This is a genomic window from Methylomonas sp. MS20 (assembly GCF_050275925.1).
GTDB lineage: Bacteria > Pseudomonadota > Gammaproteobacteria > Methylococcales > Methylomonadaceae > Methylomonas > Methylomonas koyamae_A.
Genome location: NZ_CP189962.1, coordinates 4,549,992 through 4,574,169 on the forward strand (window position 1 = coordinate 4,549,992; position 24,178 = coordinate 4,574,169).

At 59.2% G+C, this 24,178-nt stretch carries 28 protein-coding genes; 12 read left to right on the forward strand and 16 right to left on the reverse strand.

The genetic code is table 11. The annotated features are described in order from the left end of the window. Positions 1–83: 83 nt before the first annotated feature. The 6 genes from ACQE3D_RS20460 (at position 84) to ACQE3D_RS20485 (ending at position 9,344) form a co-directional block, all read left to right on the forward strand. On the forward strand, positions 84–809 hold the full coding sequence (locus ACQE3D_RS20460) for an ABC transporter ATP-binding protein (protein ID WP_313730677.1): 726 nt from the start codon (positions 84–86) through the stop codon (positions 807–809). Then, positions 809–2,233 carry a DUF3526 domain-containing protein gene (locus ACQE3D_RS20465; RefSeq protein WP_313730676.1) on the forward strand — a complete coding sequence of 475 codons (1,425 nt, stop codon included), beginning with the start codon at positions 809–811 and terminating at the stop codon, positions 2,231–2,233. The genes ACQE3D_RS20460 and ACQE3D_RS20465 overlap by 1 nt, the downstream gene beginning before the upstream one ends. Beyond that, positions 2,230–3,693, forward strand: a complete 1,464-nt coding sequence (locus tag ACQE3D_RS20470) for a DUF3526 domain-containing protein (RefSeq protein WP_313730675.1) — start codon at positions 2,230–2,232, stop codon at positions 3,691–3,693. Before ACQE3D_RS20465 ends, ACQE3D_RS20470 begins: the two co-directional genes overlap by 4 nt. An 86-nt stretch (positions 3,694–3,779) precedes the next feature. Next, a complete protein-coding gene (locus tag ACQE3D_RS20475) occupies positions 3,780–4,817 on the forward strand; it encodes an efflux RND transporter periplasmic adaptor subunit (RefSeq protein WP_313730674.1) in 1,038 nt (345 codons plus the stop codon). A 2-nt stretch (positions 4,818–4,819) separates the two neighbouring features. After that, positions 4,820–7,909, forward strand: a complete 3,090-nt coding sequence (locus ACQE3D_RS20480; protein ID WP_313731064.1) for an efflux RND transporter permease subunit — start codon at positions 4,820–4,822, stop codon at positions 7,907–7,909. After that, positions 7,899–9,344 carry a TolC family outer membrane protein gene (locus tag ACQE3D_RS20485; RefSeq protein WP_313730673.1) on the forward strand — a complete coding sequence of 482 codons (1,446 nt, stop codon included), beginning with the start codon at positions 7,899–7,901 and terminating at the stop codon, positions 9,342–9,344. Before ACQE3D_RS20480 ends, ACQE3D_RS20485 begins: the two co-directional genes overlap by 11 nt. 243 nt (positions 9,345–9,587) lie before the next feature. Here ACQE3D_RS20485 and nirJ read toward each other — a convergent pair whose 3' ends face one another. The 13 genes from nirJ to ACQE3D_RS20550 all read right to left on the reverse strand — a co-directional run bounded on the left by nirJ (position 9,588) and on the right by ACQE3D_RS20550 (position 17,747). Then, the gene (gene nirJ, locus ACQE3D_RS20490; protein ID WP_313730672.1) at positions 9,588–10,763 is read right to left on the reverse strand and encodes a heme d1 biosynthesis radical SAM protein NirJ; all 1,176 of its coding nucleotides are present in this window, start codon (positions 10,761–10,763) and stop codon (positions 9,588–9,590) included. 3 nt (positions 10,764–10,766) lie between these two features. Continuing rightward, complete coding sequence (locus ACQE3D_RS20495; protein WP_313730671.1) at positions 10,767–11,258, reverse strand: AsnC family transcriptional regulator; 492 nt, start codon at positions 11,256–11,258, stop codon at positions 10,767–10,769. Between the two features lie 2 nt (positions 11,259–11,260). Beyond that, positions 11,261–11,527, reverse strand: a complete 267-nt coding sequence (locus ACQE3D_RS20500; protein ID WP_071156025.1) for a hypothetical protein — start codon at positions 11,525–11,527, stop codon at positions 11,261–11,263. Beyond that, entirely contained in the window at positions 11,524–11,733 is a 210-nt protein-coding gene (locus ACQE3D_RS20505) for a ribbon-helix-helix protein, CopG family (RefSeq protein ID WP_064031144.1), read from the reverse strand. Before ACQE3D_RS20505 ends, ACQE3D_RS20500 begins: the two co-directional genes overlap by 4 nt. 104 nt (positions 11,734–11,837) lie before the next feature. Beyond that, a complete protein-coding gene (locus tag ACQE3D_RS20510; protein WP_313730670.1) occupies positions 11,838–12,281 on the reverse strand; it encodes an Lrp/AsnC family transcriptional regulator in 444 nt (147 codons plus the stop codon). A 2-nt stretch (positions 12,282–12,283) separates the two neighbouring features. Beyond that, entirely contained in the window at positions 12,284–12,850 is a 567-nt protein-coding gene (locus tag ACQE3D_RS20515) for an AsnC family transcriptional regulator (protein ID WP_313730669.1), read from the reverse strand. After that, positions 12,843–13,298 carry an Lrp/AsnC family transcriptional regulator gene (locus ACQE3D_RS20520; protein ID WP_313730668.1) on the reverse strand — a complete coding sequence of 152 codons (456 nt, stop codon included), beginning with the start codon at positions 13,296–13,298 and terminating at the stop codon, positions 12,843–12,845. Before ACQE3D_RS20520 ends, ACQE3D_RS20515 begins: the two co-directional genes overlap by 8 nt. 3 nt (positions 13,299–13,301) lie before the next feature. After that, a complete protein-coding gene (locus ACQE3D_RS20525) occupies positions 13,302–14,474 on the reverse strand; it encodes a cytochrome D1 domain-containing protein (RefSeq protein WP_313730667.1) in 1,173 nt (390 codons plus the stop codon). A gap of 15 nt (positions 14,475–14,489) precedes the next feature. After that, a complete protein-coding gene (locus ACQE3D_RS20530; RefSeq protein WP_313730666.1) occupies positions 14,490–15,095 on the reverse strand; it encodes a Uma2 family endonuclease in 606 nt (201 codons plus the stop codon). 51 nt (positions 15,096–15,146) lie between these two features. Further along, on the reverse strand, positions 15,147–15,545 hold the full coding sequence (locus ACQE3D_RS20535; protein ID WP_281021345.1) for a DUF3465 domain-containing protein: 399 nt from the start codon (positions 15,543–15,545) through the stop codon (positions 15,147–15,149). Further along, the gene (locus ACQE3D_RS20540) at positions 15,542–15,862 is read right to left on the reverse strand and encodes a c-type cytochrome (protein WP_281021346.1); all 321 of its coding nucleotides are present in this window, start codon (positions 15,860–15,862) and stop codon (positions 15,542–15,544) included. The genes ACQE3D_RS20535 and ACQE3D_RS20540 overlap by 4 nt, the downstream gene beginning before the upstream one ends. Next, positions 15,859–16,167, reverse strand: coding sequence for a c-type cytochrome (locus ACQE3D_RS20545; protein WP_064031137.1), 309 nt, complete (start codon positions 16,165–16,167; stop codon positions 15,859–15,861). Before ACQE3D_RS20545 ends, ACQE3D_RS20540 begins: the two co-directional genes overlap by 4 nt. After that, positions 16,164–17,747 (reverse strand): cytochrome D1 domain-containing protein, encoded by a 1,584-nt coding sequence (locus ACQE3D_RS20550; RefSeq protein WP_313730665.1) that lies wholly within the window; start codon positions 17,745–17,747, stop codon positions 16,164–16,166. Before ACQE3D_RS20550 ends, ACQE3D_RS20545 begins: the two co-directional genes overlap by 4 nt. A gap of 212 nt (positions 17,748–17,959) precedes the next feature. Between ACQE3D_RS20550 and ACQE3D_RS20555 the strand changes: the two genes are divergently transcribed. The 5 genes from ACQE3D_RS20555 to ACQE3D_RS20575 all read left to right on the forward strand — a co-directional run bounded on the left by ACQE3D_RS20555 (position 17,960) and on the right by ACQE3D_RS20575 (position 20,866). Further along, positions 17,960–18,523 carry a MarR family winged helix-turn-helix transcriptional regulator gene (locus ACQE3D_RS20555; protein WP_313730663.1) on the forward strand — a complete coding sequence of 188 codons (564 nt, stop codon included), beginning with the start codon at positions 17,960–17,962 and terminating at the stop codon, positions 18,521–18,523. 27 nt (positions 18,524–18,550) lie between these two features. After that, positions 18,551–19,543 (forward strand): 4-hydroxythreonine-4-phosphate dehydrogenase PdxA, encoded by a 993-nt coding sequence (pdxA, locus tag ACQE3D_RS20560; RefSeq protein WP_313730662.1) that lies wholly within the window; start codon positions 18,551–18,553, stop codon positions 19,541–19,543. A gap of 140 nt (positions 19,544–19,683) precedes the next feature. After that, on the forward strand, positions 19,684–19,842 hold the full coding sequence (locus ACQE3D_RS20565) for a hypothetical protein (protein WP_168033175.1): 159 nt from the start codon (positions 19,684–19,686) through the stop codon (positions 19,840–19,842). A gap of 209 nt (positions 19,843–20,051) precedes the next feature. Next, positions 20,052–20,333 (forward strand): DUF5710 domain-containing protein, encoded by a 282-nt coding sequence (locus tag ACQE3D_RS20570; RefSeq protein WP_313730661.1) that lies wholly within the window; start codon positions 20,052–20,054, stop codon positions 20,331–20,333. After that, positions 20,330–20,866 (forward strand): YgjV family protein, encoded by a 537-nt coding sequence (locus ACQE3D_RS20575; protein ID WP_168033179.1) that lies wholly within the window; start codon positions 20,330–20,332, stop codon positions 20,864–20,866. The genes ACQE3D_RS20570 and ACQE3D_RS20575 overlap by 4 nt, the downstream gene beginning before the upstream one ends. A gap of 264 nt (positions 20,867–21,130) precedes the next feature. Here the strand turns inward: ACQE3D_RS20575 and nifS are convergent, their stop codons facing one another. Genes nifS through ACQE3D_RS20590 form a run of 3 tightly spaced genes read right to left on the reverse strand, consistent with a single transcriptional unit; the run spans position 21,131 to position 23,627 of the window. Then, complete coding sequence (gene nifS / locus ACQE3D_RS20580) at positions 21,131–22,345, reverse strand: cysteine desulfurase NifS (RefSeq protein ID WP_064031131.1); 1,215 nt, start codon at positions 22,343–22,345, stop codon at positions 21,131–21,133. Next, complete coding sequence (nifU, locus tag ACQE3D_RS20585; protein WP_064031130.1) at positions 22,338–23,252, reverse strand: Fe-S cluster assembly protein NifU; 915 nt, start codon at positions 23,250–23,252, stop codon at positions 22,338–22,340. Before nifU ends, nifS begins: the two co-directional genes overlap by 8 nt. An 18-nt stretch (positions 23,253–23,270) precedes the next feature. Next, positions 23,271–23,627, reverse strand: coding sequence for a HesB/IscA family protein (locus tag ACQE3D_RS20590; protein WP_064031129.1), 357 nt, complete (start codon positions 23,625–23,627; stop codon positions 23,271–23,273). A gap of 197 nt (positions 23,628–23,824) precedes the next feature. Here ACQE3D_RS20590 and ACQE3D_RS20595 point away from each other — a divergent pair, with 197 nt between their 5' ends. Further along, positions 23,825–24,103: a nitrogen fixation protein NifZ gene (locus ACQE3D_RS20595; protein WP_064031155.1), complete on the forward strand. Its 279-nt coding sequence runs from the start codon at positions 23,825–23,827 to the stop codon at positions 24,101–24,103. The last annotated feature ends 75 nt before the right edge of the window (positions 24,104–24,178 follow it).

The following is a 24,178-nucleotide window of genomic DNA, read 5'->3' on the forward strand; positions in this document are numbered from 1 at the left end:
AGCGTCGAATATAGGTTTTATATCTCCCGGAAGCAAGGCCTTTCGCGGCAGTCTTTTTTTCATTGCCGAGGTGCCACGTTCCGATGATAGAAGCCCGAGAACTGACCAAACACTATGGCGCGATCCGAGCCCTGGACGCGTTGAATCTGCAAGTCGCCCCCGGCGAAATTTTCTGTTTGCTCGGCGCCAACGGTGCCGGCAAAACCACGACGATTCATCTGTTTCTGGACTTTATCAAGCCCAGCACCGGCGTGGCCAGGATAGCCGGCCTGGACGTCAACCAAAACCCCGATCGGGTTCGGCAACGGGTCGCCTATTTGCCGGAGAACGTCGCGCTGTATCCCAGGCTCTCGGGCCTGGAAAATTTGGACTATTTCAGCCGCTTGTCGGGCCATCGCTATGACAAAACCCGCTTACGCGACTTTCTGTGCCGGGCCGGCTTGCCGGACGAAGCCGTCGACCGTCCGGTCGCCGCTTACTCGAAAGGCATGCGCCAGAAAGTCGGCATTGCAATGGCTTTCGCCAAGGAAGCCCAGGTTTTATTGTTGGACGAACCGACCTCGGGCCTGGACCCGCAAGCCGCCTACGAGTTTTCCAACTTGCTGGTCAAACTGGCGAACGCCGGCGTGGCCATCTTGATGGCGACCCACGACTTGTTTCGCGTCAAGGAAACCGGTCACCGGGCCGGTATCATGAAGGCCGGTCAACTGCTGACGGTACTTAAAACCGCCGACACCAACGCCGCCGAACTGGAGCGGATTTACCTGGACTATATGCGGGCCGGTTTGCGCGCCACGGAGCCGGCCTGATGATTGCCGCCATCGCCGAAAAAGAGTTCACCGAATGCCGTCGCGACGGCCGTTTCAAGCTAGCGGCTGCGTTGATACTGGCATTATTCATCGCTGCCAGTTGGTTTGGTTGGCGCAACTACCTGGATTTGCTAAATCAAGCCGACATCGCCGCCGAGCACGACTATCGGCGTTTCGGCCAACAAGACCCCAAACACCCGCACGACGCCGCCCATTACGGGGTGTACGCCTTCAAAACGCCGCGGCCGCTGACCATTGTCGATGGCGGGATCGAGCCGTACGTCGGCGCCTCGATACTGAATGGTGCCCACATCCAAGGCGAAGTGGAATATCCGCCGGCCCAGGACATGAGCGCGCTGCAGCGCTTCGGCGACTTGAACCCGGCCAATGCCGCCCAAACCCTGCTGCCGCTGTTGGTGATACTGCTCGGTTTTTCGGCGTTCGCCGGCGAACGCGAGCAAGGCACCTTGCGACAATTGCTGAGCCTCGGACTGCGGCCTTCGTTGCTGCTGTGGGGCAAGGCGGCCGGCATCGCGCGGGCGCTATTGCCAATACTGTTGCCGCTTGCCGGATTCGGTATCGCCACTGCCGGCTATCTAGCGCCGGCCGAATCGCGCGGCGACGAACTGGCCCGCGCCGGTTTACTGGTGGTGTTGTACGGACTGTATCTGACTCTGCTGTTGTTTCTGACACTCGGCGTGTCCGCCTGTTGCCGCTCGGCGCGCACCGCGCTGGCAGTGCTATTGGTGTTCTGGGGCGTCACGGTGTTCGCGCTTCCCCGCATGTTGCTGGATGTCGGCGGCTACGTTTATCCGATCCCGTCCACTCATCGGTTTTGGGTCAATTTCATGACCGATCTGAGCCAATCCTGGGAAAGCGCCGAACAGACCTTGCAAAAGCAGTTGCTCGCCGAGTACCGGGTCGAGCGCGTTGAGGAGCTGCCCTTCGATTACACGGGCCGGAGTATGCAAGTCGGCGAGGAAGCGGCCTGGGCGGTGTGCGAACGTGACGACCGCCAACGCTACGATATTTACGCCCGGCAAAACCGCTTGCTGGAATGGGGCACGCTGATCGCGCCGAGCGCCGGCGTCTCGCTGCTATCGATGGCCCTGGCCGGCAACGATCCGGCGCAGCATCAAGCTTTTACCCGGCAAGTCGAACACTATCGTCGCCACTTGAACCGCCTCCTCAACGATTACGTCTCCCGCCATCAAACTCGGAACGCCAACGGTTGGGACAGCACGTTAATCAAAGCCGACGCGAGCTTCTTCCAACGCGTTCCGGCGTTTCGTTATCGGCCGCCCGATTGGCGGGAAGCACTAAGCCCCTATCCCAGAGCCATCGCTTTATTACTAATTTGGACGGCCGCGGCGGTAACGTTTGCCCGCTACGCGGTTTCCCGGCTATCGGGGGCCTCGGTATGAAAAGCTTGAGCTTATGCCGCATCGAGTGCCGGCAACTGCGTCACGACCGGGTATTTTGGGCGACTAGCTTGCTGTGCGCGGCGGCCTTACTGTTCGGTTTCAACAACGGCAGGCAATGGCAAACCGGCCAGGATGCCTTGATCGCCGAATACGCCCAACAGAGCCGCCAAGATTTCGAGGAATTGTTGAACATGGCCAAGGAGCTGCGCGCTAAAAACCAGCCGCCGGCCAAAACCGTCGCGGAGCGGGAACGCGATCCGCGCTACGCGCTGACCCTGGGCGGCATGGCGCAACATATCTGCCGGCAAAACGGTGACTTGGCGGCGCTGACCGTCGGCCAAACCGATCTGTACAACGCCTGTATTCTGGTCAACGCGTGGGAAGTCGGCGGCGCTTACGACGAGCGTTTGCATCGCACGCTGGAAAACCCGTTGCGCTTGCTGTTCGGCCGCTTCGATGCCACGTTTGCGATCCTTACGCTATTGCCGATCGCGATTTTGCTGCTGACTTACAACCAATTGTCCGCCGAACGCGAGCTAGGCACGCTGGCCCTGCTCGGCTGCCAACCGGTTCCGCCGCGACGCGTCATGGCCGCCCGCTTCGCTGTCAGATCCGCATGCTTCGTCGTGTTGACGCTGCTCCCGTTGAGTCTGGCGCTGTGGCTGGCAGCACCGCCCGCCGACGCGCCAAGCTTTGTCGCGGCTTGGGGCGGTTGGTTGCTGGTCAGTACGGCGTATCTACTTTTTTGGTTTGCCTGCGCCTTTTGGGTCAATTCGCGCGGTCAGAGCAGCGCCGAGAACGGTTTGCTATTGGCGGGACTGTGGCTGTCCTTGGTGGTGGTGTTGCCGGGCTGCCTGAATCTAGGTTTGAAACAGTGGTATCCGCTACCCTCGCGGATGGCCTTCATCGACGCCAGCCGCGAAGCCACTATTGAAGTCGGCAAGCGTAAGAGCGCATTGCTGGGCAAATACTTGATCGATCATCCCGAGCGAGTGCCGCCATCCTCAAGTGTCAATGCCGACGACTTCATCCAGACCCGCGTCGCGTTGGACGAGGAAACCCAGCGGGTAATGGCACCCGGCCGGGCCGAGTTCGCGGCCCAGCAAGGCCATCAACGCGAACTGGTCGAACGACTAGGCTTTTTGTCGCCGGCCATCGTCTATCAGCACACGGTTCAGCAACTGACGGGGCAGGGCCAGGACTACCAGCAGGCCTTTCTGGAAGCGGTCGCCGACTATCACCAACGACTGCGGGCTTTTTATTTTCCGAAATTTGTTCGGGACGAGCCGGAATTTAACGATTACCAGGCCATTCCGCAATTCCGGCACCCGGCGCCGGCCGATGCGTTTCGACGCTCCAATCTGCCGCTGGCTTGCCTCGGTGTGAGCTTGCCTAGCTTGCTGTTGGTCGTTGCCGGCTGGCGGAACATGCGCCGAATCCGTTTTAAAGTCGATGCATGATGGGCATGACCGTTTTCCCGACTCCCAGCCAACCACCCCGCCGCGCGGCGCACGCTAAGGCAACGGCCCGCGCATCCAGGTTTACATTGGAAAAGCCGATTGCCGCCTGGTTGGCGGCGGCGTGGTTAACCCTATCGGCTGCCGCATGGGCGGACGATCCGGTTGCCGTGCGGGTCGCGCCGCTCGCCCAAGTCGCCATTTACCCCGAATCCGCCGCGCCGGCGCTGGTCGTCAGTTTGAATCACTCGCCGATCGCGGCAGAAATCGACGCCTCGGTCGTCGAGCTGCCGGTCAGGGTCGGCGACGCGGTCAAGCCCGGCACGGCCCTGGCGCAACTGGCCTGCCGAGACTTCGAATTGGAACGCGCGCGTTTGCAGGGCGAGCGGTTAGCCGCCCAAGCCAAGCTGGAACTGTCGCAATGGCAGCTCAAGCAAGCGGAAACCCTGGCCCAACAACAAACCCTGCCCGACGAGCAAGTCCAGGAAAAACGCGCGCAATTGGCGGTCTTGCGCGGCGACCTGGCCGCGAATAGCGCCCGTCTGGAAACCACCGACCAACAAATCAAGCACTGCACCGTGCGTGCGCCGTTTGCCGGGGTGGTGACCGAACGTTTGATCGCCATCGGCCAATTCGCCGCCCGCGGCACGCCGTTGGTACGCCTGCTAGACACCGGCCGGCCGGAAGTGTCGGCGCAAATCCCCGATCAGGAAACCCAGGCCTTGCGGCAGGCCAGCGACTTGAGTTTTGAACACAACGGCAACCGCTACCCGCTAAAGTTGCGCAGCGTTTTACCGGCCATCCGCACCGAAACCGGCACGCACGACACCCGGCTGGATTTCGCCGCCGCCACGGCCGAAGCCGGCAGTGCCGGCCGCGTGCTATGGCGGGATAAACGAATGCACGTCCCGGCCGAATTCGTCGTCAAGCGCGGCGAACAATTGGGCGTGTTTTTGAACCGGCAGAGTACTGCGCAGTTTCACGCCTTGCCGACCGCGCAAAGCGGCCGGCCGGCGGCCATCGCGTTACCGGGCGACAGCCAGCTCGTCGTCACCGGTCAATTTGCGCTGCGAGACGGCGCCGCGATCACGGTCGAAGCCGCTCCCACGGTCCGGGGCGGCCCTTGAGCATGTGGCTGCATTCGCTGTACCGCAACCACGTCCTCGCCAATCTCAGCTATTTGATGGTGCTGATTCTGGGGGGCTTGGCCTATCCGCAACTCCCCAAGGAAAAAGCGCCGGATACGCCGGTTCACGCCGCCAGCATCGCCGTGGCGCTGCCCGGCGCCGGCGCCGAGGACGTCGAGCGCTTGATCGTCGACCCGATCGAACGCACGCTGCGCGGCAAAATCCGCGACATCAAGCACGTCAGCAGCAATGCCCAAACCGGTATCGCAACGATCACGGTTAGCTTCGAGGAACTCGATAAACCGGTCTACGAACGCCGGATGATGGAGCTGCGGCGCGAATTGCAGACCTTGGCGCAGTCGGAATTGCCGAAGTCGGCGGCAGCGCCGGACATTTTCGAAGGCAATCTGGGCTCGGACTGGTTCAAGATTTTGGTGTACGGCCCCGGCGAAGACGAAAACTTTCGCCGCCAGGCCCGCCAAGTCAAACTCGATTTGCAGCGCATGCCCGGCGTGGCGACGGTGGAAACCAAGGGCCTGGAAGATCCGGAGCTGCAGGTGGTGTTTCATCCGGAACGCCTGGCCGGCCTGGGCATCAGCCCCACCGCCCTGGCCGATACGGTCGGCGCGTACTTCCGAGACATCGCCGCCGGCATCGTCAAGGTTGACGAACGCGAGTGGCTGCTGCGCCTGACCGGCACCGAGGACGCGGCAAGCCGGCTGGCGCAACTGCCGGTCTTGGGCGCCAAGGGCGAAGTGAAGTTGGGCGATTTGGCCGACATTAGCCGTACCAGCAAGGCGGTGAAGCTCGGCGCGCGGTTTCGCGGCCAACCGGCGGTGGCGGTGATGCCGATCAAGCAAGCCGGCGCCAACACGCTGACCTTGATCGATCAACTAAAGGCCTACATCGACGCCCGCAACCGGGTTAGCGCGCATACCGGCGTGCAACTGTTTTTACTGATAGACCAGTCCGATCAAATCAGGAGCGCCATCGCCACGATGGAGGAGCACGCCTGGTCCGGCATGTTGCTGGTGTTGGCGGTGACCTGGCTGCTGTTGGGTACCCGCTTGTCGCTGCTGACCACGTTGGCGGTGCCGTTCTCATTGGCCGGGGTCTTCATCGCACTGCAGATTACTCACCAATCGCTCAATCTCAGTGTGTTGCTGGGGGTCATCATCGTGCTGGGGATGCTGGTCGACGATGCGGTGGTGGTGATCGAGGCGGTCGGCCAACAGTTGCGGCGGGGTTTGCCGCCCTTGTCCGCGACGGTGGCGGCCTTGCGCGAAGTCTGGCTGCCGGTCGCCACCTCCTCGCTAACCACGATCGCCACTTTTGTGCCGCTGATGTTGATGAGCGGCTATCTGGGCATTTTGATGGGCGTGGTGCCGCAAGTAGTCTGCCTGGCCTTGCTGATCAGCATCGTCCAGGCCTTGTGGATTTTGCCGGCCCATGCTGCCGCTACCGTCAAGTCCGAAGCGCCAAATGCCGGCAAAGCCGCGACACATTGGCGAGAACGGATGCGTTTAAGCCTGCAACGCCGCTACGGCCATGCCTTGGTTTACGTGTTACGCCGCCCCATTCAGGCCTTGCTGGTGTTGCTGGCCTTCTTCGCGCTGGCCGGCTCGGCCGTGGCGTTTTCCTGGGTAAGATTTAATTGGTTGCCAACGCCACCCGATTACGGCTTTGTCGTCACGCTGGAAATGGCCAGCGGCACGCCGTCGGCGAAGACCCTGGCCACCTTGGAGGAAATCGAACGACGCATCATCCCGTTATTCGAGCCGGGAGAATTGCGGGCCAGCGCGGCCGAAAGCGGCGCTATCGCCAAGGAAGGCCAATATTTGTACGGCCACCAATACGGCGATTTGTGGTTCAGCTTGAACCATGGCAGTCGCGATGCCGCCAGCTTGATACCCTCGGTGAAACCCCTGCTGACGAATCTCGACGGAGCCGTCGAGGCTTGGGTCGAGGGCGAAGGCTCGGCATTGGGCGGCGGCGTCGGCAAGGCGATTAACCTCAACATCCAAGGCGGCGCCGGCGCCCAACTGGATGCTGCGGTCGCCGAATTGAAAAGCGTGCTCGCCGCGACGCCCGGCGTCAGCCAAATCCGGTTGGACCGGATCGCCGGACTCAGCGAATTGAAATTAAGGCTGGATAGCGCGGCGATTCAACGGGCCAGCCTAAGCCCGGACACCGTCTCCCGCACCCTGCAATTGCTGGCGGACGGCGAGAGCGTCGCCAGCTATACCGAGCAAGGCGAGCCGGTCGGCGTGCGGGTGCGCGCCTATCAAAACGACATACGCGACATCGGCGAGCTACTGCGTTACACGGTGGCCCGCGCCGACGGCTCGACCGTGCCGCTCGGCCAATTGGTCAGTGCCGAGCCGCGTATCGGCCCCGCCAGCATCAATCATATCGATTACCAACAGATGCTGACCCTGCAGGCCGATCTCGATAAAAGCCAAATGGATACGCTGGCCGCCAACCGCGAGATTCAGCGCCGTTGGGAATGGGTCAAGGATCGTTATCCGGACGTCAAGGTGAGCTTCGGCGGCGAAATGGAAACCGTGGAAGAAGGCCTAAAACAGCTCTGGCAGTTGTTGGCGCTGGGTTTGGGACTGATCTTCATCATCGTCGGCGCGCAATTTCAAAGCTACGGCTTGCCGCTGCTGGTGTTGCTGAAAATCCCGATGGCCTTCGCCGGCGTCATCCTGGGGCTGATGCTGTCCGGGGAAGCGGTCAGTTTGTACACCTTTTACGGCGCCGTGGCTCTAGCCGGCATCGCCGTCAACTCGGCGATCCTGATGTTCTCGGCGGCCCACGATCGCTTGCAATCCGGCATGGGCGTGGTACATGCCAGCATCTGGGCGGCGCGGCGGCGATTACTGCCGATTCTAATTACCTCGTTGACCACCACGGTCGGTCTGTTGCCGCTGGCGCTGAGCGCCGACCAGTCCGCGACCGCCTGGCGGCCGGTGGCGACCGCGATCGTCTGGGGAGTGGGCTTTTCGACGCTGTTTACCTTATTCCTGATGCCTTTGCTGTACCGCTTGGGGATGGCGTGGGCCTTGCGGGGTAAAACGCATGGCGCTTAACCGCGCGGCGCGGCCGGCGGCCGCCCCAAGCCCATCCGGCCAGCGCCATGCCAGGCCGGCTCCGCGCCGGGCTTGCTCGATCGGCTGGCTGCTGGCCGCCGCGCTAGCCGCTGTTCCGGCAAGCGCGCAAAATTTGCTGGCGGTGTATCGCGACGCTCTGCAAGACAATCCCAGTCTGGAAAAAGCCCGCGAAGGCGTGGAAGCCGTCGTCGAAAGCCAATCCCAGGCGCAAGCCGCGCTGTTTCTTCCGGAGGCCAGCTTTAGCGCCAACGTTGCGCGCGACTACCAAAATATTCGTTACGGCGGCGCGGCCGCGATCGGCTTGGGCAGTCGTAGCGAATTCATGACCGGCGCCTACAGCTTATCGATCAGCCAACCCTTGCTGCATATCGACCGCTGGGTCGCGCTGGAGCAGGCCGACAATCGGGTCGCCCAAGCCGAGGCCGACAGCAGCGCCGCCGAAATCGCGCTGATGCTGACGGTTTGCGAACGCTATTTCGACGTGCTGGCCGCCGAGGAAAACCTGAAGTTTGCCCAGGCCCAACATCAATCGCTGCAGCGTAAGCTCACCGAAGCCGAACAACGGCGGGCAGTCGGCTTTCTGGCGTTGACCGATGTCCAGGAAGCCCGTGCCGGCTACGACCGGGCCGTGGCCGACGCCATCGCCGCCGATCACCAACTGCGCGACGCCCGCGAGGGCCTGCGGGAAACGGCCGGCCAGCAATATCCACAATTGGACGCGCTCAGTACCGACATGCCGTTATTGGCCCCGGAACCGGCCGACGAGCAGCGCTGGGTGGAGTTGGCGCTCACCCAAAACTACGGTTTGCTAGCGCAACAAAAAGCTGTTCAGGTCGCCCACGATGAAATTCAGCGACAGCGCACCGGCCACCTGCCGACGCTGGATGCCAGCGGCAGCCACGGTTTTGCCACGTCCGGCGGCCGTTTCGGGTCGGCGGATGTCGAGGACGATATCATCGGCCTGAATCTGAACCTGCCGCTGTACCAGGGCGGCCGCACCGAATCCCGGACTCGCGAAGCCGAACATCGCTATCGTCAGGCGCTGGCCGATCTGGCCCAACAAAAGCGCGCGGTGCGGCGCGGCGCCAGCAATGCCTATCTGGGCGTGGTGGCCGGCATCAGCCGAGTCAAGGCATTGCAGCAAGCACTCAAATCCGCCGAAACCGGTCTCGCCGCCACCCAGGCCGGTTTCAACGCCGGCCGGCGTACCGCATTGGACGTCATCGTCGCCGAACGCGAATTGCTCGGCGCTCAACGCGACTACGCCCGCGCCCGTTACGACTACTTACTCGACAGTCTGCGCCTGAAACAGGCGGTGGGTAGTTTGTCGCCGGCCGATCTGGAACAAGTGAACCGCTGGCTGATACCGACTAAAACAAATGAGCGCGAGGATGTAGGCACGCCGCGGCCTTAGCATGTGTCGCGGGAAAAAAGGCTAGGGCCAAACCTTGGTTACGTTTTCAGGACGACTGACGGGGAATCAAGGGTTGATGGCGCTGAAAGGCAGCGGTCGCATAGGCGAGACACCGGTGTCGGAACGACATCGATCGCGGCTAAAGCCGCTCCTACACCAGTAATTTTTGATTTTCCGGGCTACCCGTTTGCCGATCGCCAGGTTAGGGGCATTGGTTGCTCCCGAAGTGCGGAGTGTTCCGCATCAGCCGTTTACGGCCGCTCTATTCAGCGGATTCGCTGGGTCGGCGATCTCCGCGTCGGTCAGATAGCAACCGGGATCCTCGGCCCAGCAATCGCCGGTCAATTGCTGGGCGCGGACGCGGGTGTTGCCGTTGCAGATGGCTTGGTAGTCACAGGTACCGCAACGGCCTTGTAGCGGCCGAGGCGAGGCTTTCAATCCGGCCATCAGCGGATCGGACAGATCTTGCCAGATCTCGGAAAACGGCCGCTGCCGGACGTTGCCGAGCCCGTAGTGCCACCAAAAGGTATCCGGATGGACATTACCTAAGTTGTCGATATTAGCCACGTTGACGCCGGAAGCGTTGCCGCCCCATTGCCGCAGTTTGGCCTGGATATGGCCGGCGCGCTCCGGGAAGCGGCGTGCGACCCAATGCAGAAAATACACCGCGTCGGCATCGTTGTTGCCGGTAACCACTTCGCGGTGCAGGCCTTGCGCCTCCCAGCTCAGCGACTTTTCGAACAGCGCATCCATGACGCGCCGCGTCAATTGAAACTCGGCGTCGTCCTTGCGATTTTTGTTACCGCGCCCGCCGTAGTTCAGATGCGACAGATAAAATTTGTCGATGTCTTCGTCATCCATTAATTGCAGCAGGGCTTCGAAATCGTGGGCATTGTCCTGGGTTAACGTAAACCGAATACCGGCCTTGATGCCGTGCTCACGGCACAGGCGAATGCCGGCCAACGAAGCGTCGAACGAGCCTTGCTTCCGGCGAAATTTATCGTGGGCCTCGCGCATGCCGTCCAGACTGACGCCGATATATTGGTAGTCGATCGCGGCAATCAGGGCAATGTTGGACTGGTCGATCAAGGTCCCGTTGCTGGACAAGGCGACGTAAAAGCCCATGTCGCGGGCCCGCCGCGAAATCGCGAAAATATCCGGGTGCAGCAGCGGCTCGCCGCCGGACAGGATCAATACCGGCACCTTGAACGCCTTCAAGTCGTCCATCACCGTGTAGATTTCCGGCGTGGATAACTCGCCGGGGAAATCGATGTCGGCCGACGTGGTGTAACAATGCTTGCAGGTCAGATTGCAGCGGCGGATCAGATTCCAGATCACCACCGGACCCGGCGGCTTGCGCGCAGGTGCTAATGGCGTCGGCGCCAACACTTCACGCATGAATTGACTCAGTCTGAACATGGTTTAGCCGCCAATCCGCAAACCGGTTTTTTTCAAAATTTTGGTGCTGTACAACACCTCGTGGGCGCGGGCATGTTCGCCCAGGCGTTCGGCGATCATCGCCACCTGCCGCTCGGCATCCTGCTCGGTTTTCGCGTGCACCATCGCGAACAGGTTATAAGGCCAATCCGGCAAATGCCGGGGGCGCCGATAACAATGGCTGACAAACGGCAGCTTCGCCACCTGCTGTCCAAGCGCATCGACTAGACGATCCTCGACATCCCACACCGTCATGCCGTTATAGCGGTAGCCCAGCTTGTAGTGATTGGGCACCGCCGCGATACGCCGAATCACGCCGGTCTGTTGCATTTCGGCCAGGCACAACATCACGGTGCGCGCGGACAATCCTAGTTGTTCGGCAACGGCTTGGTAAGGCTCGGCCACTAATGGCAAGCCGGATTGGGTAGCCTGGATGATTTGGCGATCGATAGGATCGAGCGAGCTAGGACGGGGCATGGTCATTTGCGGATCAGATAACCGATCAAGCCACCGGTGGCCGCGGAAAGAATCGACATCGCCCATTTCTTTTCCTCGGCACTGGCTGAAGCGGACAGCAACGTGGAGTAGCACAAGGTAGCAATCGTGATCACAAAGCCCAACGCCACCACGAACAGGGCCAAATCCTTGAATAATCTTACCCGCCGCTCGCCGTCGGTTTCTTCCCGATTGACCGAAACGCTGAAAGTATGGTTGGGCGGCGGCTGGTTAAGATCGATATGGTTCATAAACCAATGATTTCGGTTTCCAATTTTTGGGTGGTCGGCTCAACCAAGCCCAGCTTCAACCCACGCCGGCGACCATCCTGCGCGGCCAGATACAAGGTCATGGCCTTGCGCATGATCTCGCTTTTGTTGGTCTCATTTTCCTGGGCCACGCGATCCAGCTCGCGGTTGAGATCGTCCGACAACACGACATTAAAACGTACGGACATGGCAGACTCCTATTTAATAAATGATGTGTATTTTATACACTCATTCCACACACCAAACAACGTTACCCATGACTCGGATATTCGTATTTCGAGACTCGGCCACGCTAAGCCTCCAACTGCAAACCCACGAAATATTCGTTGATCTTCGGCATGTTGTAGACGACAAGACCGGTGCGGCGCTCGATTTCGGCGATCACGTCCGCCACTTGCTCGGGTTGTTCGGTGGCCAGCACGAACCACATGTTCAAGACATGGTTGCGGGCGTAATTGTGGGCGACTTCCGGGAAGGCGTTAACGATGTCGGCGACTTCGTCGAAACGCGCTTCCGGCACTTTCAGCGCCGCCAAGCTTAACGCGCCACCCATTTGCTCGGCGTGATACATCGGTCCGAACCGCGATAACACGCCGTCGGCCAACAAGGCTTGCAAACGGCTCAGTAAATCCGCTTCCGCGATGCCCAATTCGTCCGCGATCCGCCGGTACGGCGACGCGCAAATCGGAAAACCTTGCTGCAAACGGTTGACGATGGCTTTGTCGGTGGCGTCCATATTCAAGCCAATTGCAGGTCGAAGTTCAACGTGGCCGCGGCCGCTTCGGCTCGGCCCTCGCCAGCCAAAACCGGGCTTTCCCGATAAGCAGCGTGGCGGGCGTACAAGGCTCCGCGTTGCTTGAAGCACTGTCGGCTAAACAACACTTCGAAGGTGTACTCGTACAAGCCGCAGGCATCGCGCAACGCCGCCCACTGCGCCAACACCACGTCGCGGCTCTTGCCGTGAATCATGCAATACAGGTTATACGGCCAGACCTCGCCTTGCCGCGGCCGTTGATAGCAAAGATTGACGCAGGCCTGCCGGCTGACCAAGCCGCCAATCTCGGCAACCCGCTGGTCGGGCACGTTCATCACGATCATTGCATTGGCGCGATAGCCCAACTGCCGGTGTTTGACGACGACGCCCCAGCGCTTGATCAGACCCTGCTGTTTCAGCCTGGCCAAGCGGCTGAGCACTTCGTTTTCGCTCAAGCCCAAGCGCTCGGCAATCAACGCATACGGCCGGGCGGCAATCGGCAGACCGGCCTGTACGGCGGCAATCAAACGGTAATCGACGGCATCAATCATGCAAATTCAACTCGAAGCCCAGGTTGATGAAGTAATCGGCCAGCATCGGCAGCACCATGGCCGGATAGCCGGCTTGCGCTTCGATAGCGGCAATCACCGCGTTAAGATGGTTTTCGTCATCGGCGATCAGCACAAACCACAGATTGAAGCGATTCTCGCGCTCGTAGTTGTGATTGACCTCCGGATAAGCACTGACCAATGCGCCGACGCGGGCCAGATCGGCGCCCGGAACAGCCATCGCCACCAACGCACTGCTGCCTATACTGTTTGGCGCGATCACCGGGCCGATACGGCTGATCATTTGCTGCCCGGCCAACTGTTCGAAGGCCTGCAACACTTGGTCCTCGCTGACGCCAAGCTGCTCGGCGATGTCGCGATAGGGTGTCGGGCTCAACGGAAAATCCTGTTGGTAATCGTTGAGCAGACGTTGCTGCAAGGGGGTCAACATGCGCTACCAGCCTATCCGATTCGCGCGGTCCGAGAAGAAAATGCCGCTGGGCTTTTGCGCCGGCAGACGGGCGGTTTCGGCGAAGGTTTCGGTGTCGTAGACCATCACCCGGTCCTCGTCGCGCACCGCCAACCACACCGCTTCGCCGCGCGGGCTGAATTCCATGTGCAACACCGCCTTGCCGGCTTGCAGGGTTTTGACGATATTGAAATCCTTGACGTCGATGACTTGCACGGTCTGATTGTCCGGAAAGGCGAAATTGACCCAGATCTGCCGTCCGTCAGGCCGGCCGCTGACGAACACCGGCTGACCGGCCACCGGAATCCGCTTGACCAGCGCCCAGTCCTTTTTATCAATAACCAAGACTTCATGCGCACCAATCGCCGGCACAAACAACCAATCGCCAGCCATGGTCCAGCCTTCCAGATGCGGCATTTTATAAACCGGCAATTGCTCGTCGTCCTTGCCGTAGTCTTCGAGGATATGCTCGACGCCCTTATCCGGCTGCCACAAGTCCAGCAAGGCCAAGCCTTTTTCGCCGAACAGGCCGGCGGCATAGAAATGGCCGTCCGGGCTCAACAAGGCGTCGTAAGGCGCTTTGCCGATGTCTTTGAATTTTTTGACTATCGGTTGACGCGGATTCTTGGCGTCGATCAGCCAAATTTCATTCGCTTCGAACAAACTGCAGACGAAACGTTGTCCGGGCGCATCGACCAGACCGACCACCTTGGACAACTTACCGTCGTCGCCGTAGACGGCCGGAATATCGGCCAGCGGCTCCAGCGTGTCGGCATCGAATAATTTCACGCCGCCCGGCGTGTAATTGGATGCGGCGATGACCTTGCCGTCCTGCGAAATCGCGCCGCCTATGCTGTTGCCGGCTTGCACGATGCGCTTGGCTATCTGGTCTTGCAGCAAATCCAGCTTGGTCAATCCACCGTCGCGACCGAACACGTAGGCGTAACGCTGGTCGCGCGAAAACACCACCGACGCGTGCGACAAATCGCCCAGGCCTTCGATGCGGCTCAGCATTGCCGGCTTGCTGGTGTTGACGATTTGCACCGTACCGGCCTCGCGCTCGATGACTACACCCAGATCGCCGGTGGCGCGCAAATCGGCGCTAGCGGACAGGGTGTAAAAAGCGAAAGCGCCAGCCAAAGCAATGAGTCGTTTCATGAAAAACCGTAAAAATTATTCGGCAAATACTTCCTGCAAATCGATCGTACAATCCGGAAATAGATGTGGTGTAGCACTGTCCTCCCCGGAGAACATGTTCAACAACCGGTATTGATCCTGCTCCTCGTCGAGCACGAATTGATGCACCGCTTGCTCGAACGGGTAAACGATCCAGTATTCCTTGACCCCACTTTCCCGGTACAGCTCGAATTTGGTCTGGATTTCCTTCTTGGAATTGCCTTTCGACAAAATCTCGATGATCCAGTCCGGCGCGCCGAGACAGCCGCGCGGGTCGAGTTTTTCGACATCGCAAATCACACACAAGTCGGGTTGAACGACGGTGTAAATGTCCTGGTTGGCGACTACCGATTTACGGCGATCGTATAGACGTACGTCGAACGGGGCGGCAAATGCCCGGCAAGGTTTCTTCCGAAAATACTCGAAAAGCAAACCATTCAACTGCCAGGAAACTCGTTGATGATCCAGACTCGGCGCCGGACTCATCAGGCTGATCTTGCCTTTAATCAGCTCTATGGTTTCGTTCAGGCTCCAGCTCAGGTAATCGGCATAGGAATAATGACCGTTCGGGTCCAGTTGCGAGAGTTCGGTAATCGTGGTCATGGCTGTTCTTCTGAAATCGAAAAGCAAGGTCCGATTGTAAATGGCGAGGTCTTATTGATAAACCCTGCCGCCATGCTTCAACCATCCAGCTGCGTGCCGCCCACCCGGATCGCGATGGGTCCAGTGCAAGGTGCCGCCTTTATCGCTCCACTCGTATTCGCCGGCAAAAGCCAGCTTGTCGCCAACCTTGAGGCCTTCGATTTTCGGCGCCAGGTCAATGTTATGCGCCACCAACAGGGTTTGTCCGGACTCCAGGCGAATGATGAAACGCTGATGACGGCTGCCTCGATTGTCGTCGGCCAGCAGCTTGATCACCATGCCTTCGCCTTCGATTTGCAGGTCGCTACGCTGTTGGCGGTAAGCCTGTTCGATTTGCGCGTTGTCCGCCCAAGCCAAGGGATGGACGGCGAGAAATAGCGCGCAGCCCAGAATCAGCGCATTGCGTGTCATGGCAGCCAACCTTGCCTCAATCGCGCGATCAACCAACGGCTTTCATTGATGCTCAAAAACGGCTGCCAAGGCGGCATAGCCGTACCGGCTCGACCTTTCTGGATCGCATCCAGCAATAATTCGTCGCTCTTGCCGGCCAATGCGTCCGGCATCAACGACGGTCCCAAGCCGCCTTTCGGCGGCAGGCCGTGGCAGGAACCGCAGTCGTGCTTGAGCATGTTTAACAATTCCTGCTGGCGAGCCGGATTGGGTTGGTCCGCCTGCGCGGCAACGCCGACGCCCCAAGCCAGACAGCAAGCCGCCGCACGCGCTATCAAGGCTTGACGCTACCGTAATACGCGGCGATGTCGTTGATCTCGCTATCGGTCAACGAGCCGGCGATCGCATTCATGATGTCCGATTTCCGGGTTTTGTCGCGGTATTGCTTAATCGCGGTTTTCAAATACTCGGGATCGCGGCCGCCTAGCGGCGGAAACGGTGCATCGGCGCTCGGCATCCGAATGCCGTGGCATTGCGCGCAAACCGCGCCGGCCTTGTTTTGGCCGACGTACAAACTGGTGGCCTGTCCGGGACCGGCCGCGATTAAGCCACCGAGCAGGATCAAGGAAATTTTCGCTCTCATTTGCCTTGCTCCATTTCGTCCGGCGACAAGCCGCGGGTCATGTATTTGACCCGGCCTCTGGAGAAAATGCCGGCCGGGCTTTCCATCGGAATGCTCGCGACTTTTTGCAGGCTGTTGGAGTCGTAAACCACGACTTCGTCGCCGTTGTAGCCGGCGCTGATGTAGAGGAATTTGCCGTCGGCACTGTATTCCGGGAAGTAGGCGTGACCGCCGACATCCAGGGTTTTGACGACTTCCAGCGACTTTTTGTCGATCAACTGCACGGTGCGGGCGCGTCTGTCCTTGCTGATGATGTCCACCGCCACGTAAGGCGCGTTGGCATGCGCGGCCGGCGATTCGGTACCGCCGGAAACCGGTACTTGCTTCACGACTTCCATTTTGTCCAAGTCCCAAACGCTAACCACCATCTTGTCGCAATCGCCGAAGTTGGTGCCGAAGCCCAAGGTACGGCCATCGACCTTGACCGCCGAGCCGCCGCCAACGTGCGGCACGCAACCGGCTTCGAGTTTTTTGATCAGTTTGCGTTCTTCCAGATCGATCGCGGCGACGATACTGTCGTCATAGGACGCGACCATCAATTTCTTGCCGCCGTGGGTCAGGAAGGCATCGTGCAAGTGACGGCCGACGTTTTCGATGCGGGTCACCGGAAAACCGTCTTTCTTGTAGTCGACCACCCAAACCTGGCCGGCGTTTTCCAACGCAATCGCAAAGATATCGGCATAGGGAGTGCCGATGATCATGCCGGAGTCGGAAGATACGTGTTTGCCGTCGGGATCGGTGCCTTCCAGTTCGAAGGTTTTCAGCGGCTCTAGCGTGTCGGCGTCCAGGATCACTGCGTTATGCGGCACGAAGGAGCCGGCCATGATGTATTTGCCGTCGCGCGAGACGCCCATGCCGGGCCCGTTCCAACCGGTTTTGATGCTGCGCACCGCTTTCATTGAATACAGATCGACCTTGAAAATCTCGGCGGTATCGGTTTTCACGTAGGCCCAACGCGGGTTGGCCGGGTTGAAATCGATGATGTGCGCGGCGGTACCGGTTGGTACTTCACCGACTTTTTGATGGGTCGCACTATTGATGAAGATGGCTTTGGAGCCTTCGCCGCGGCCGTATTTACCGCGCGCCGCGACGCCGATCAGGTTTTCGAATTTATCGTCGATTTGAAAGGTCGGCTTGGCCGGCAACGTGGATTCGTCCTTGACGTAGACTCTCAGCGACTTCTTCATGTCGTCGATGGTCCAGGCCGGATTCGCTTGCTTCGGCGTGGCTTGCAAATATTTGATGACGCCGCGAATTTCGTCGTCACTGAGTTTGCCGTAGAACGGCGGCATCAAGGTATCGAAACTGCCGGCCATCACGATGGTGCGCAATGCGGTCGGACTGCGGCCCTTGAGTGTGGTAGCGTTAATCGCCGGAGCCAAGTAACCGCCCAAATCGGAGCCGTGGCAGCTGGCGCAGTTATCTTGAAAAATCTGGTGCATGTCGTCCGATTTTGCGTTCGCCAAACCGGATGACAACAGTGTCGCGACGGCGCCCGCCAATAGGGATAGGTTCAGTTGTCTTTTTCTAGTTGTTTTCATTGAAATTCCTGGTCATCCGCTGGTGAAAAAAAGAGTCAACGCGCGGCATTAAACCATAAAAGGTCAGGCCGGACAGCCTTGGGACCCGCATGGTAAAATAAGCGCTTGTTGACTCCAGGCCGAATGTTATACATTAATGTTTCGATTCGCTATCAATTTAACGCTCGATGCACGCTCTTGTCAACCTTCCGCATCCAAACCGAAAGCAACGTATGCAACAGACTGATATTTATGAACTTATCGAGTGCATGACCACGCTGATCCGTTCCGAGGAACGGAAGAAATGCACGGAGTTGGGCTTGCAACCGGTCCATTTTCAAGTTTTAAACTACCTGTCTCGCTGCAACAAATACAGCGACACCCCTGCGGCGGTCGCCGATTATCTGGGAATGACACGCGGCACCGTATCGCAATCGCTGATTATCCTCGAGAAGAAAGGCTATATCGGCAAGACTCAAGACACCCGCGACAAGCGGGTCGTGCATCTGCAATTGCTGGCCGACGGCGCGGACGTGCTGAAACAAGCCAGACCCTCCGACTTGTTTCAAAGCGCCACCCAAATCCTGATCGCCAGCGACGCCCCGCCGTCCGACGCCAACGTATTTCAGCAAGCGCTGACCGCGCTGCAGAAAGCCAACCAGTCGCAATCGTTCGGCGTCTGTAAAACCTGCCGCAATTTCAGCGAGAAAGACGGCGACTATTTCTGCCTGCTGACCCAGGAAAAACTCAGTAGCGCCGATAGCGAACAAATCTGCCAGGAACATGCGCCGCGCTAACCTTGGTGGCCGCAAACGGCGTTCCGCATGACTCCGGCAGTCCGCATCGCGCTGACGCCGGGCGAACCGGCCGGCATCGGTCCGGATTTGTGCGTGCGGCTCGCGCAGTCCGCCCATCCCTGCCAATTGGTAGCCGTCGCCGATCCCGAACTGTTACGACAACGCGCCGATACACTCGGTCAGCCGCTGACAATAGACTTGTTCGACCACCAAGCGGCTATCGAACCCAGCCAACCCGGCCGCCTCACCGTCTTGCCGGTCGCAATGAAAGCCCCGGCCGACTGCGGCCGACTCGATCGGTCCAACAGCGCTTATGTGCTGGAAACGATACGATTGGCAACGCTGGGCTGCCTGGACGGCCGGTTCGCGGCAATGGTCACCGCGCCGGTGCATAAGGGCATCATCAACGATGCCGGCATCGCGTTTAGCGGCCATACCGAATTCATCGCCGACATCACCGGCGGCACCCCTGTGATGATGCTGGCGACCCCCGGATTGCGCGTGGCGCTGGCCACCACACATTTGCCGCTGGCGCAGGTCAGCGCGGCAATCACGCCGTCAAGCTTGACCGAGGTTATCCGCTTGCTGGACCGCGACTTGCGCCAACGTTTCGGTATCGCCCAACCTAAAATTCTGGTCTGCGGCCTGAATCCGCATGCCGGGGAAGGCGGTCATCTGGGTCGAGAAGAGATCGAGACCATCGAACCGACCCTCGCCTCGCTACGCGCCGCCGGTTTGAACCTGGTCGGCCCGCTGCCGGCCGACACGCTGTTCACCCCCAAATACCTGGACGATGCCGACGCGGTGTTGGCGATGTACCACGATCAAGGCCTGCCGGTGCTGAAATTCAAAGGCTTTGGTCAGGCCGTCAACATCACGCTGGGATTGCCCATCGTCCGGACCTCGGTCGATCACGGCACCGCGCTGGAACTGGCCGGCACCGGGCTGGCCAATCTTGGCAGCCTACAATTCGCGTTGCAGACCGCTCTACAAATGACAGCTAACAAGCAGCCGGTCTAAATCTGCGTCTAGGGGGCTTTTTCACAAAGTTCCGGCAAATTTGCTTCCTAAAAAGAAATAAGCCATGTCAAGTTTCACCCATTGTTAATTAATTGCTCAAGCCCTATTGTGTCAGCGTGTTAGATTTTTAGGAGATCGACATGAGTAATTTACAACGCGACATTTTGACGGGCTTGATTTTCGTCACCGGTCTCGTCGGCTTTTTCTCCGGCGAATACATTATTTCCTCGGCGCTGTTCGCGGCCAGCACCTACGCCAGCAATCTCGGTGGGGACGATAGAAAAAACCACTCTAAGTAAACGCGACCGTGGTTCTGGCTTGGTGGCGACTGGATCAAAGCGGCGTCAACCCTGCACGTCAGCATCGGCACTGGAGTGCGATTAAGACGCCGGCGAGTAGCATTCCGTGCCCATGGAACGGCAAACGCGGCTGGCATGGACTGTCGATCGGAACGGCGATGCACTAAAATGCCGGCGCGGGTAGGTGCCCGCGCAGTCTTTAATTCGAAATGACCGACAGTAAACTCTATCTGAACGTGCCTTACGCGCAAAAGGATGCCGCCAAGGCGCTGGGCGCGCGCTGGGATGCCGCCGCCAAAAAATGGTACGTGCCGGCCGGCAAGGATCCCGCCACCTTCGCGCAGTGGACCAGCGCCGAGCTTGGCGCCTCCCCAGCCAAACCGGCTAAATCATCGCTGCCCAAGTCTTCGAGCGGCAACGCTACCGTCACGCTGCCGACAATAGCCGATTTCGTTCCCTACGACGGCGACGAACCGCCCTGGAATCCATGACCGAACTGGCCGCCCTGTGGGCGGGCATTCCGATTCAACACGGCTGGGCTTATTTGGCGGGCGGGATCGGCGTAATCGTGGAATGGCGGGCCTATCTGACCCAAAACGGGTTGAGATTCCGACGCTGGTCCGCCGCCGGGGCGCTGTTGTGGGCCTTGCAGTACGTTTTGCTGGCCGCCTGGACCGCCGCGCTGACCATGGCCTGTACCGCGTTGCGGACAGCACTGTCCGCCAAATGGGACCAAGCGCCGCACAAGCACTGGGCGGCAATCGGCTTCGTCGCATTATTCATCGGGTTGACCGCAATGTCCTGGCAAGGCGAAGTCTCGTTGCTGCCGGCGTTCGCCGTCGTCAACACCACGCTGGCCTTGTTTTATCTGGACAACCGGCGCATGCGCATCGGACTTTTGGCATCCAGTCTGGCCTGGATTGGTAACGACTGGTATTGGCAAGCCTGGCCGGCGCTAATCGCGGAAAGCGTGGCGATGTTGATCAACCTACGCACCCTGAGCCGGCTACCGGTACATCGTTGATCGCGAAAAGGGCTATTTCTACCTTGTCAGATTCTCGGTAGTGCCCGTCATTTCGGCGGGGATTGCCGAAATCCAGACTCCACGGACGGATCGAAGCTTGCCATCCATGGCACTGGATGCCCGCTTCCCGGCGGGCATGACGGCGTTGCTCAAATCTGACAAAGTAGAACTATCGCCTGAAACGCAAAAAACCCCAGCCGCGGCTTTCGCCAACGGCTGGGGTTTTGATGGGAGCAGCGGAACCAGCCGCCACGCCGGCCGAACTTAGGCGTAAGTCGGTTGAAACGCCTGCTCCGGATTGGCCACCGGGCAATTGTTGACGCTGTCCCAATACGGCGACAGTTTCCGCAAAGTTGCGACAATGTTAGGCATTACCTTCAACACTTCTTCCACATCGCTCATCGTGTTGTAGCGCGAGAACGAAAAGCGGATCGTGCCGTGAGCGGCGGTGTAAGGAATATCCATCGCCCGCATCACGTGAGAAGGCTCCAGCGAGCCCGAAGTACAGGCCGAACCGCTCGAAGCCGCGATGCCCGCCTTGTTCAGCAACATCAAAATCGCCTCGCCCTCGATGTATTCGAACGCGATGTCGGTGGTGTTCGGCAAACGGTTTTCCAGGTCGCCGGTCGCGAAACAATGCGGAACCGCCTCGACGATGCCTTTTTCCAAGCGGTCGCGCATCGCCTTGACCTGAACGTTTTCGAACTCCATGTGCTGCATCGCCAACTCGCAAGCCACGCCGAGACCGACAATCGATGCGGTGTTCTCGGTACCGGCCCGCCGACCGCGCTCCTGATGACCGCCGCGCAACAACGGACGGAAACGGGTGCCCCGGCGCAAATACAACACGCCGATACCTTTAGGCGCATGCAGCTTGTGGCCGGACAGGCTGAGCATGTCGATTTTGGTGTCCTGCAACATCATCGGAATCTTGCCGACCGCCTGCACCGCGTCGGTGTGAAACATCACACCGGCCGCGTTAGCCATTTCGGCCATTTTTTCGACAGGGAAAATCGTGCCGGTTTCGTTGTTGGCCCACATCACCGACACGATCGCGACTTGGTCGGACAACAGCTTTTGGTAGGCATCCAGATTCAGTCGGCCGCATTTGTCCACCGGCAAGCGGTGTACCGTGTAGCCTTCTTTTTCCAGATTTTCGACCAGATTCAAAATCGCCGGGTGCTCGACCGTGGTGGTAATGATTTCCTTACGATTCGGCTGGCACTTGATCGCCGACAGAATCGCGGTGGAATCCGACTCGGTACCGCACGAGGTAAAGATAATCTCGGAATCGTGCTCGGCGCCCAACAGTTCCTGAACCTGGCTACGGGCTTTTTTAATGCCCCGCGCCACGCCGTCGGCGAAGCGGTGAATCGACGACGGGTTACCGAATTGTTCGGTGAAATACGGGATCATCGCATCGACGACCACGCTATCCACCTTGGTGGTTGCGTTGTTATCCAGATATATATCAGGCATGACCCGCCTCCTGGATGCTCACCAGTTTAGGCATTTGCGAAGCCGGCACGACTTTAATGAATTCGCCCATGACTTCCATCAGCCTTTGCTGAATACCGGCGATGGTCATCGCCGACATTTGGCAACCGTTGCAAGCGCCGGTCATGTTGACGTAAGCGGTTTTGTCGACCACTTCCACCAACTCGACGTCGCCGCCGTCGGCCATCAATTGCGGACGGAAGGACATGATCACTTCCTCGATTTTCTTGATGCGTTGCAAATTGGTCATCGGACCTTTTTCGGCGACCACCGGTGCCGGTTTAGCGATTGGCGCGGCGTTCGGATCGAAGGTCTCGCCGCGTTCCTTCAGGACTTTTTCCAGAATCGCTTCGATGTCTTCGTGGCAAGCCGCGCAACCGCCGCCGGCTTTGGTGTAGTTGGTCACGTCCTCGACGGTACGCAATTTGTTGGCCCACACCATCTCTTCGATCATCACCGCATCGATAGCAAAGCATTTGCAGACCAGCGCGCCTTCTTCGTGATCGTCTTTCCACTCTTCGCCGCGATAGTTGGCGACCGCCGCTTGCAGGGCTTCGCGACCCATCACCGAGCAGTGCATTTTTTCCGGCGGCAGGCCGTCCAGCTCGGCGGCGATATCTTGGTTGGTCACTTTCAACGCTTCGTCCAGCGTCAAACCCTTGATGATTTCGGTCAACACCGAAGAAGAGGCAATCGCCGAACCGCAACCGAAGGTTTGGAAACCGGCATCTTCGATGACCTCGGTATCTTCATTGACTTTCAAGGTCAAACGCAACGCGTCGCCGCAACTGATCGAACCGACTTCGCCAATCGCGTTGGCATCGGCAACCGCGCCGGCGTTTTTCGGGTTGAAAAAATGATCTTTAACTTTATCTGAATAATCCCACATGACTTTAACCTCGCAAACTTAAGAACAGGATTTAGGAGCACCGCCGTTGTCGCCGGTAGTGAACGACGAACCGCAGGCGCAGCTCTTCACTGCGTTGGGATTGGTAAACTTGAACCCGGAGCCTTCCAGGCTATCGACGAAATCGATCGACATGCCGTCCAGTTTTGGAAAGCTGAGTGGATCGACAAACACTTTGACTTCGCCGCAATCGATAATACTGTCATCGGGATTTTCCTTGGCTTCCAATCGCAAGCCGTAAGACAAACCGGAACAACCGCCATCGGTAACTTCGATGCGCAGTCCGCCGGTCGGCTTGTCGGAACTGCTGATAAAACGACCCACGGCCTTAATTGCGCTTTCTGTTAATGTAATCATGTTCTTGAGTCTCCTGAGAACGGTTTGGCATTGATCTTGTAACTCGTTAATGCAACCAGCATGCCATGCCCGCCAATTTCGGCAAAAAGGCTGATTTTGCTGGATAGCAGGCCGCCGAAAACCTCGATTCCGCGAGCCGTTTCGCAACAATGCCGGCCTATTTGTCGGCTTTGCTACAAACAAGATTGGAGAAAAAAATGAACGTAGAAGATTTGGATTTGGGCGACGTGGTTTATGCGGCTCATAGCATCATAGACGACGGCAGCATGCCGGAAGGCGAGGAAGGCGCGGTCCTGGCCGAAGCCGGCGCTCGCGGCGTGATCGTCATGAAGGGCCACGTCGAGGAAGACCCGTCGCTGACCGTTTTTCTGGTGCGCTTCGAGGACCAGGAAATGAATTTGGGCCGCCCGATAGGCTGCTGGAGCGAAGACTTGGTCGTGCCGGAATCGGAGGCCGAAGCGGTCACCCATCACTGAACCGCAACCATTCCATATCGTACCGGCGAATGAAATACATCGGCGTAGCAGCGGCTCCGGCCGCGATTGACGGCG

Excerpts from the sequence above, each read along its gene's own strand:
- ACQE3D_RS20460 (WP_313730677.1), top strand. The coding sequence starts at position 84 with ATGATAGAAGCCCGAGAACTGACCAAACACTATGGCGCGATCCGAGCC.
- ACQE3D_RS20465 (WP_313730676.1), top strand. The coding sequence starts at position 809 with ATGATTGCCGCCATCGCCGAAAAAGAGTTCACCGAATGCCGTCGCGAC.
- ACQE3D_RS20470 (WP_313730675.1), top strand. The coding sequence starts at position 2,230 with ATGAAAAGCTTGAGCTTATGCCGCATCGAGTGCCGGCAACTGCGTCAC.
- ACQE3D_RS20480 (WP_313731064.1), top strand. The coding sequence starts at position 4,820 with ATGTGGCTGCATTCGCTGTACCGCAACCACGTCCTCGCCAATCTCAGC.
- ACQE3D_RS20485 (WP_313730673.1), top strand. The coding sequence starts at position 7,899 with ATGGCGCTTAACCGCGCGGCGCGGCCGGCGGCCGCCCCAAGCCCATCC.
- nirJ (WP_313730672.1), bottom strand. The coding sequence starts at position 10,763 with ATGTTCAGACTGAGTCAATTCATGCGTGAAGTGTTGGCGCCGACGCCA.
- ACQE3D_RS20495 (WP_313730671.1), bottom strand. The coding sequence starts at position 11,258 with ATGCCCCGTCCTAGCTCGCTCGATCCTATCGATCGCCAAATCATCCAG.
- ACQE3D_RS20500 (WP_071156025.1), bottom strand. The coding sequence starts at position 11,527 with ATGAACCATATCGATCTTAACCAGCCGCCGCCCAACCATACTTTCAGC.
- ACQE3D_RS20505 (WP_064031144.1), bottom strand. The coding sequence starts at position 11,733 with ATGTCCGTACGTTTTAATGTCGTGTTGTCGGACGATCTCAACCGCGAG.
- ACQE3D_RS20510 (WP_313730670.1), bottom strand. The coding sequence starts at position 12,281 with ATGGACGCCACCGACAAAGCCATCGTCAACCGTTTGCAGCAAGGTTTT.
- ACQE3D_RS20515 (WP_313730669.1), bottom strand. The coding sequence starts at position 12,850 with ATGATTGATGCCGTCGATTACCGTTTGATTGCCGCCGTACAGGCCGGT.
- ACQE3D_RS20520 (WP_313730668.1), bottom strand. The coding sequence starts at position 13,298 with ATGTTGACCCCCTTGCAGCAACGTCTGCTCAACGATTACCAACAGGAT.
- ACQE3D_RS20525 (WP_313730667.1), bottom strand. The coding sequence starts at position 14,474 with ATGAAACGACTCATTGCTTTGGCTGGCGCTTTCGCTTTTTACACCCTG.
- ACQE3D_RS20530 (WP_313730666.1), bottom strand. The coding sequence starts at position 15,095 with ATGACCACGATTACCGAACTCTCGCAACTGGACCCGAACGGTCATTAT.
- ACQE3D_RS20535 (WP_281021345.1), bottom strand. The coding sequence starts at position 15,545 with ATGACACGCAATGCGCTGATTCTGGGCTGCGCGCTATTTCTCGCCGTC.
- ACQE3D_RS20545 (WP_064031137.1), bottom strand. The coding sequence starts at position 16,167 with ATGAGAGCGAAAATTTCCTTGATCCTGCTCGGTGGCTTAATCGCGGCC.
- ACQE3D_RS20550 (WP_313730665.1), bottom strand. The coding sequence starts at position 17,747 with ATGAAAACAACTAGAAAAAGACAACTGAACCTATCCCTATTGGCGGGC.
- ACQE3D_RS20555 (WP_313730663.1), top strand. The coding sequence starts at position 17,960 with ATGCAACAGACTGATATTTATGAACTTATCGAGTGCATGACCACGCTG.
- pdxA (WP_313730662.1), top strand. The coding sequence starts at position 18,551 with ATGACTCCGGCAGTCCGCATCGCGCTGACGCCGGGCGAACCGGCCGGC.
- ACQE3D_RS20565 (WP_168033175.1), top strand. The coding sequence starts at position 19,684 with ATGAGTAATTTACAACGCGACATTTTGACGGGCTTGATTTTCGTCACC.
- ACQE3D_RS20570 (WP_313730661.1), top strand. The coding sequence starts at position 20,052 with ATGACCGACAGTAAACTCTATCTGAACGTGCCTTACGCGCAAAAGGAT.
- ACQE3D_RS20575 (WP_168033179.1), top strand. The coding sequence starts at position 20,330 with ATGACCGAACTGGCCGCCCTGTGGGCGGGCATTCCGATTCAACACGGC.
- nifS (WP_064031131.1), bottom strand. The coding sequence starts at position 22,345 with ATGCCTGATATATATCTGGATAACAACGCAACCACCAAGGTGGATAGC.
- nifU (WP_064031130.1), bottom strand. The coding sequence starts at position 23,252 with ATGTGGGATTATTCAGATAAAGTTAAAGATCATTTTTTCAACCCGAAA.
- ACQE3D_RS20590 (WP_064031129.1), bottom strand. The coding sequence starts at position 23,627 with ATGATTACATTAACAGAAAGCGCAATTAAGGCCGTGGGTCGTTTTATC.
- ACQE3D_RS20595 (WP_064031155.1), top strand. The coding sequence starts at position 23,825 with ATGAACGTAGAAGATTTGGATTTGGGCGACGTGGTTTATGCGGCTCAT.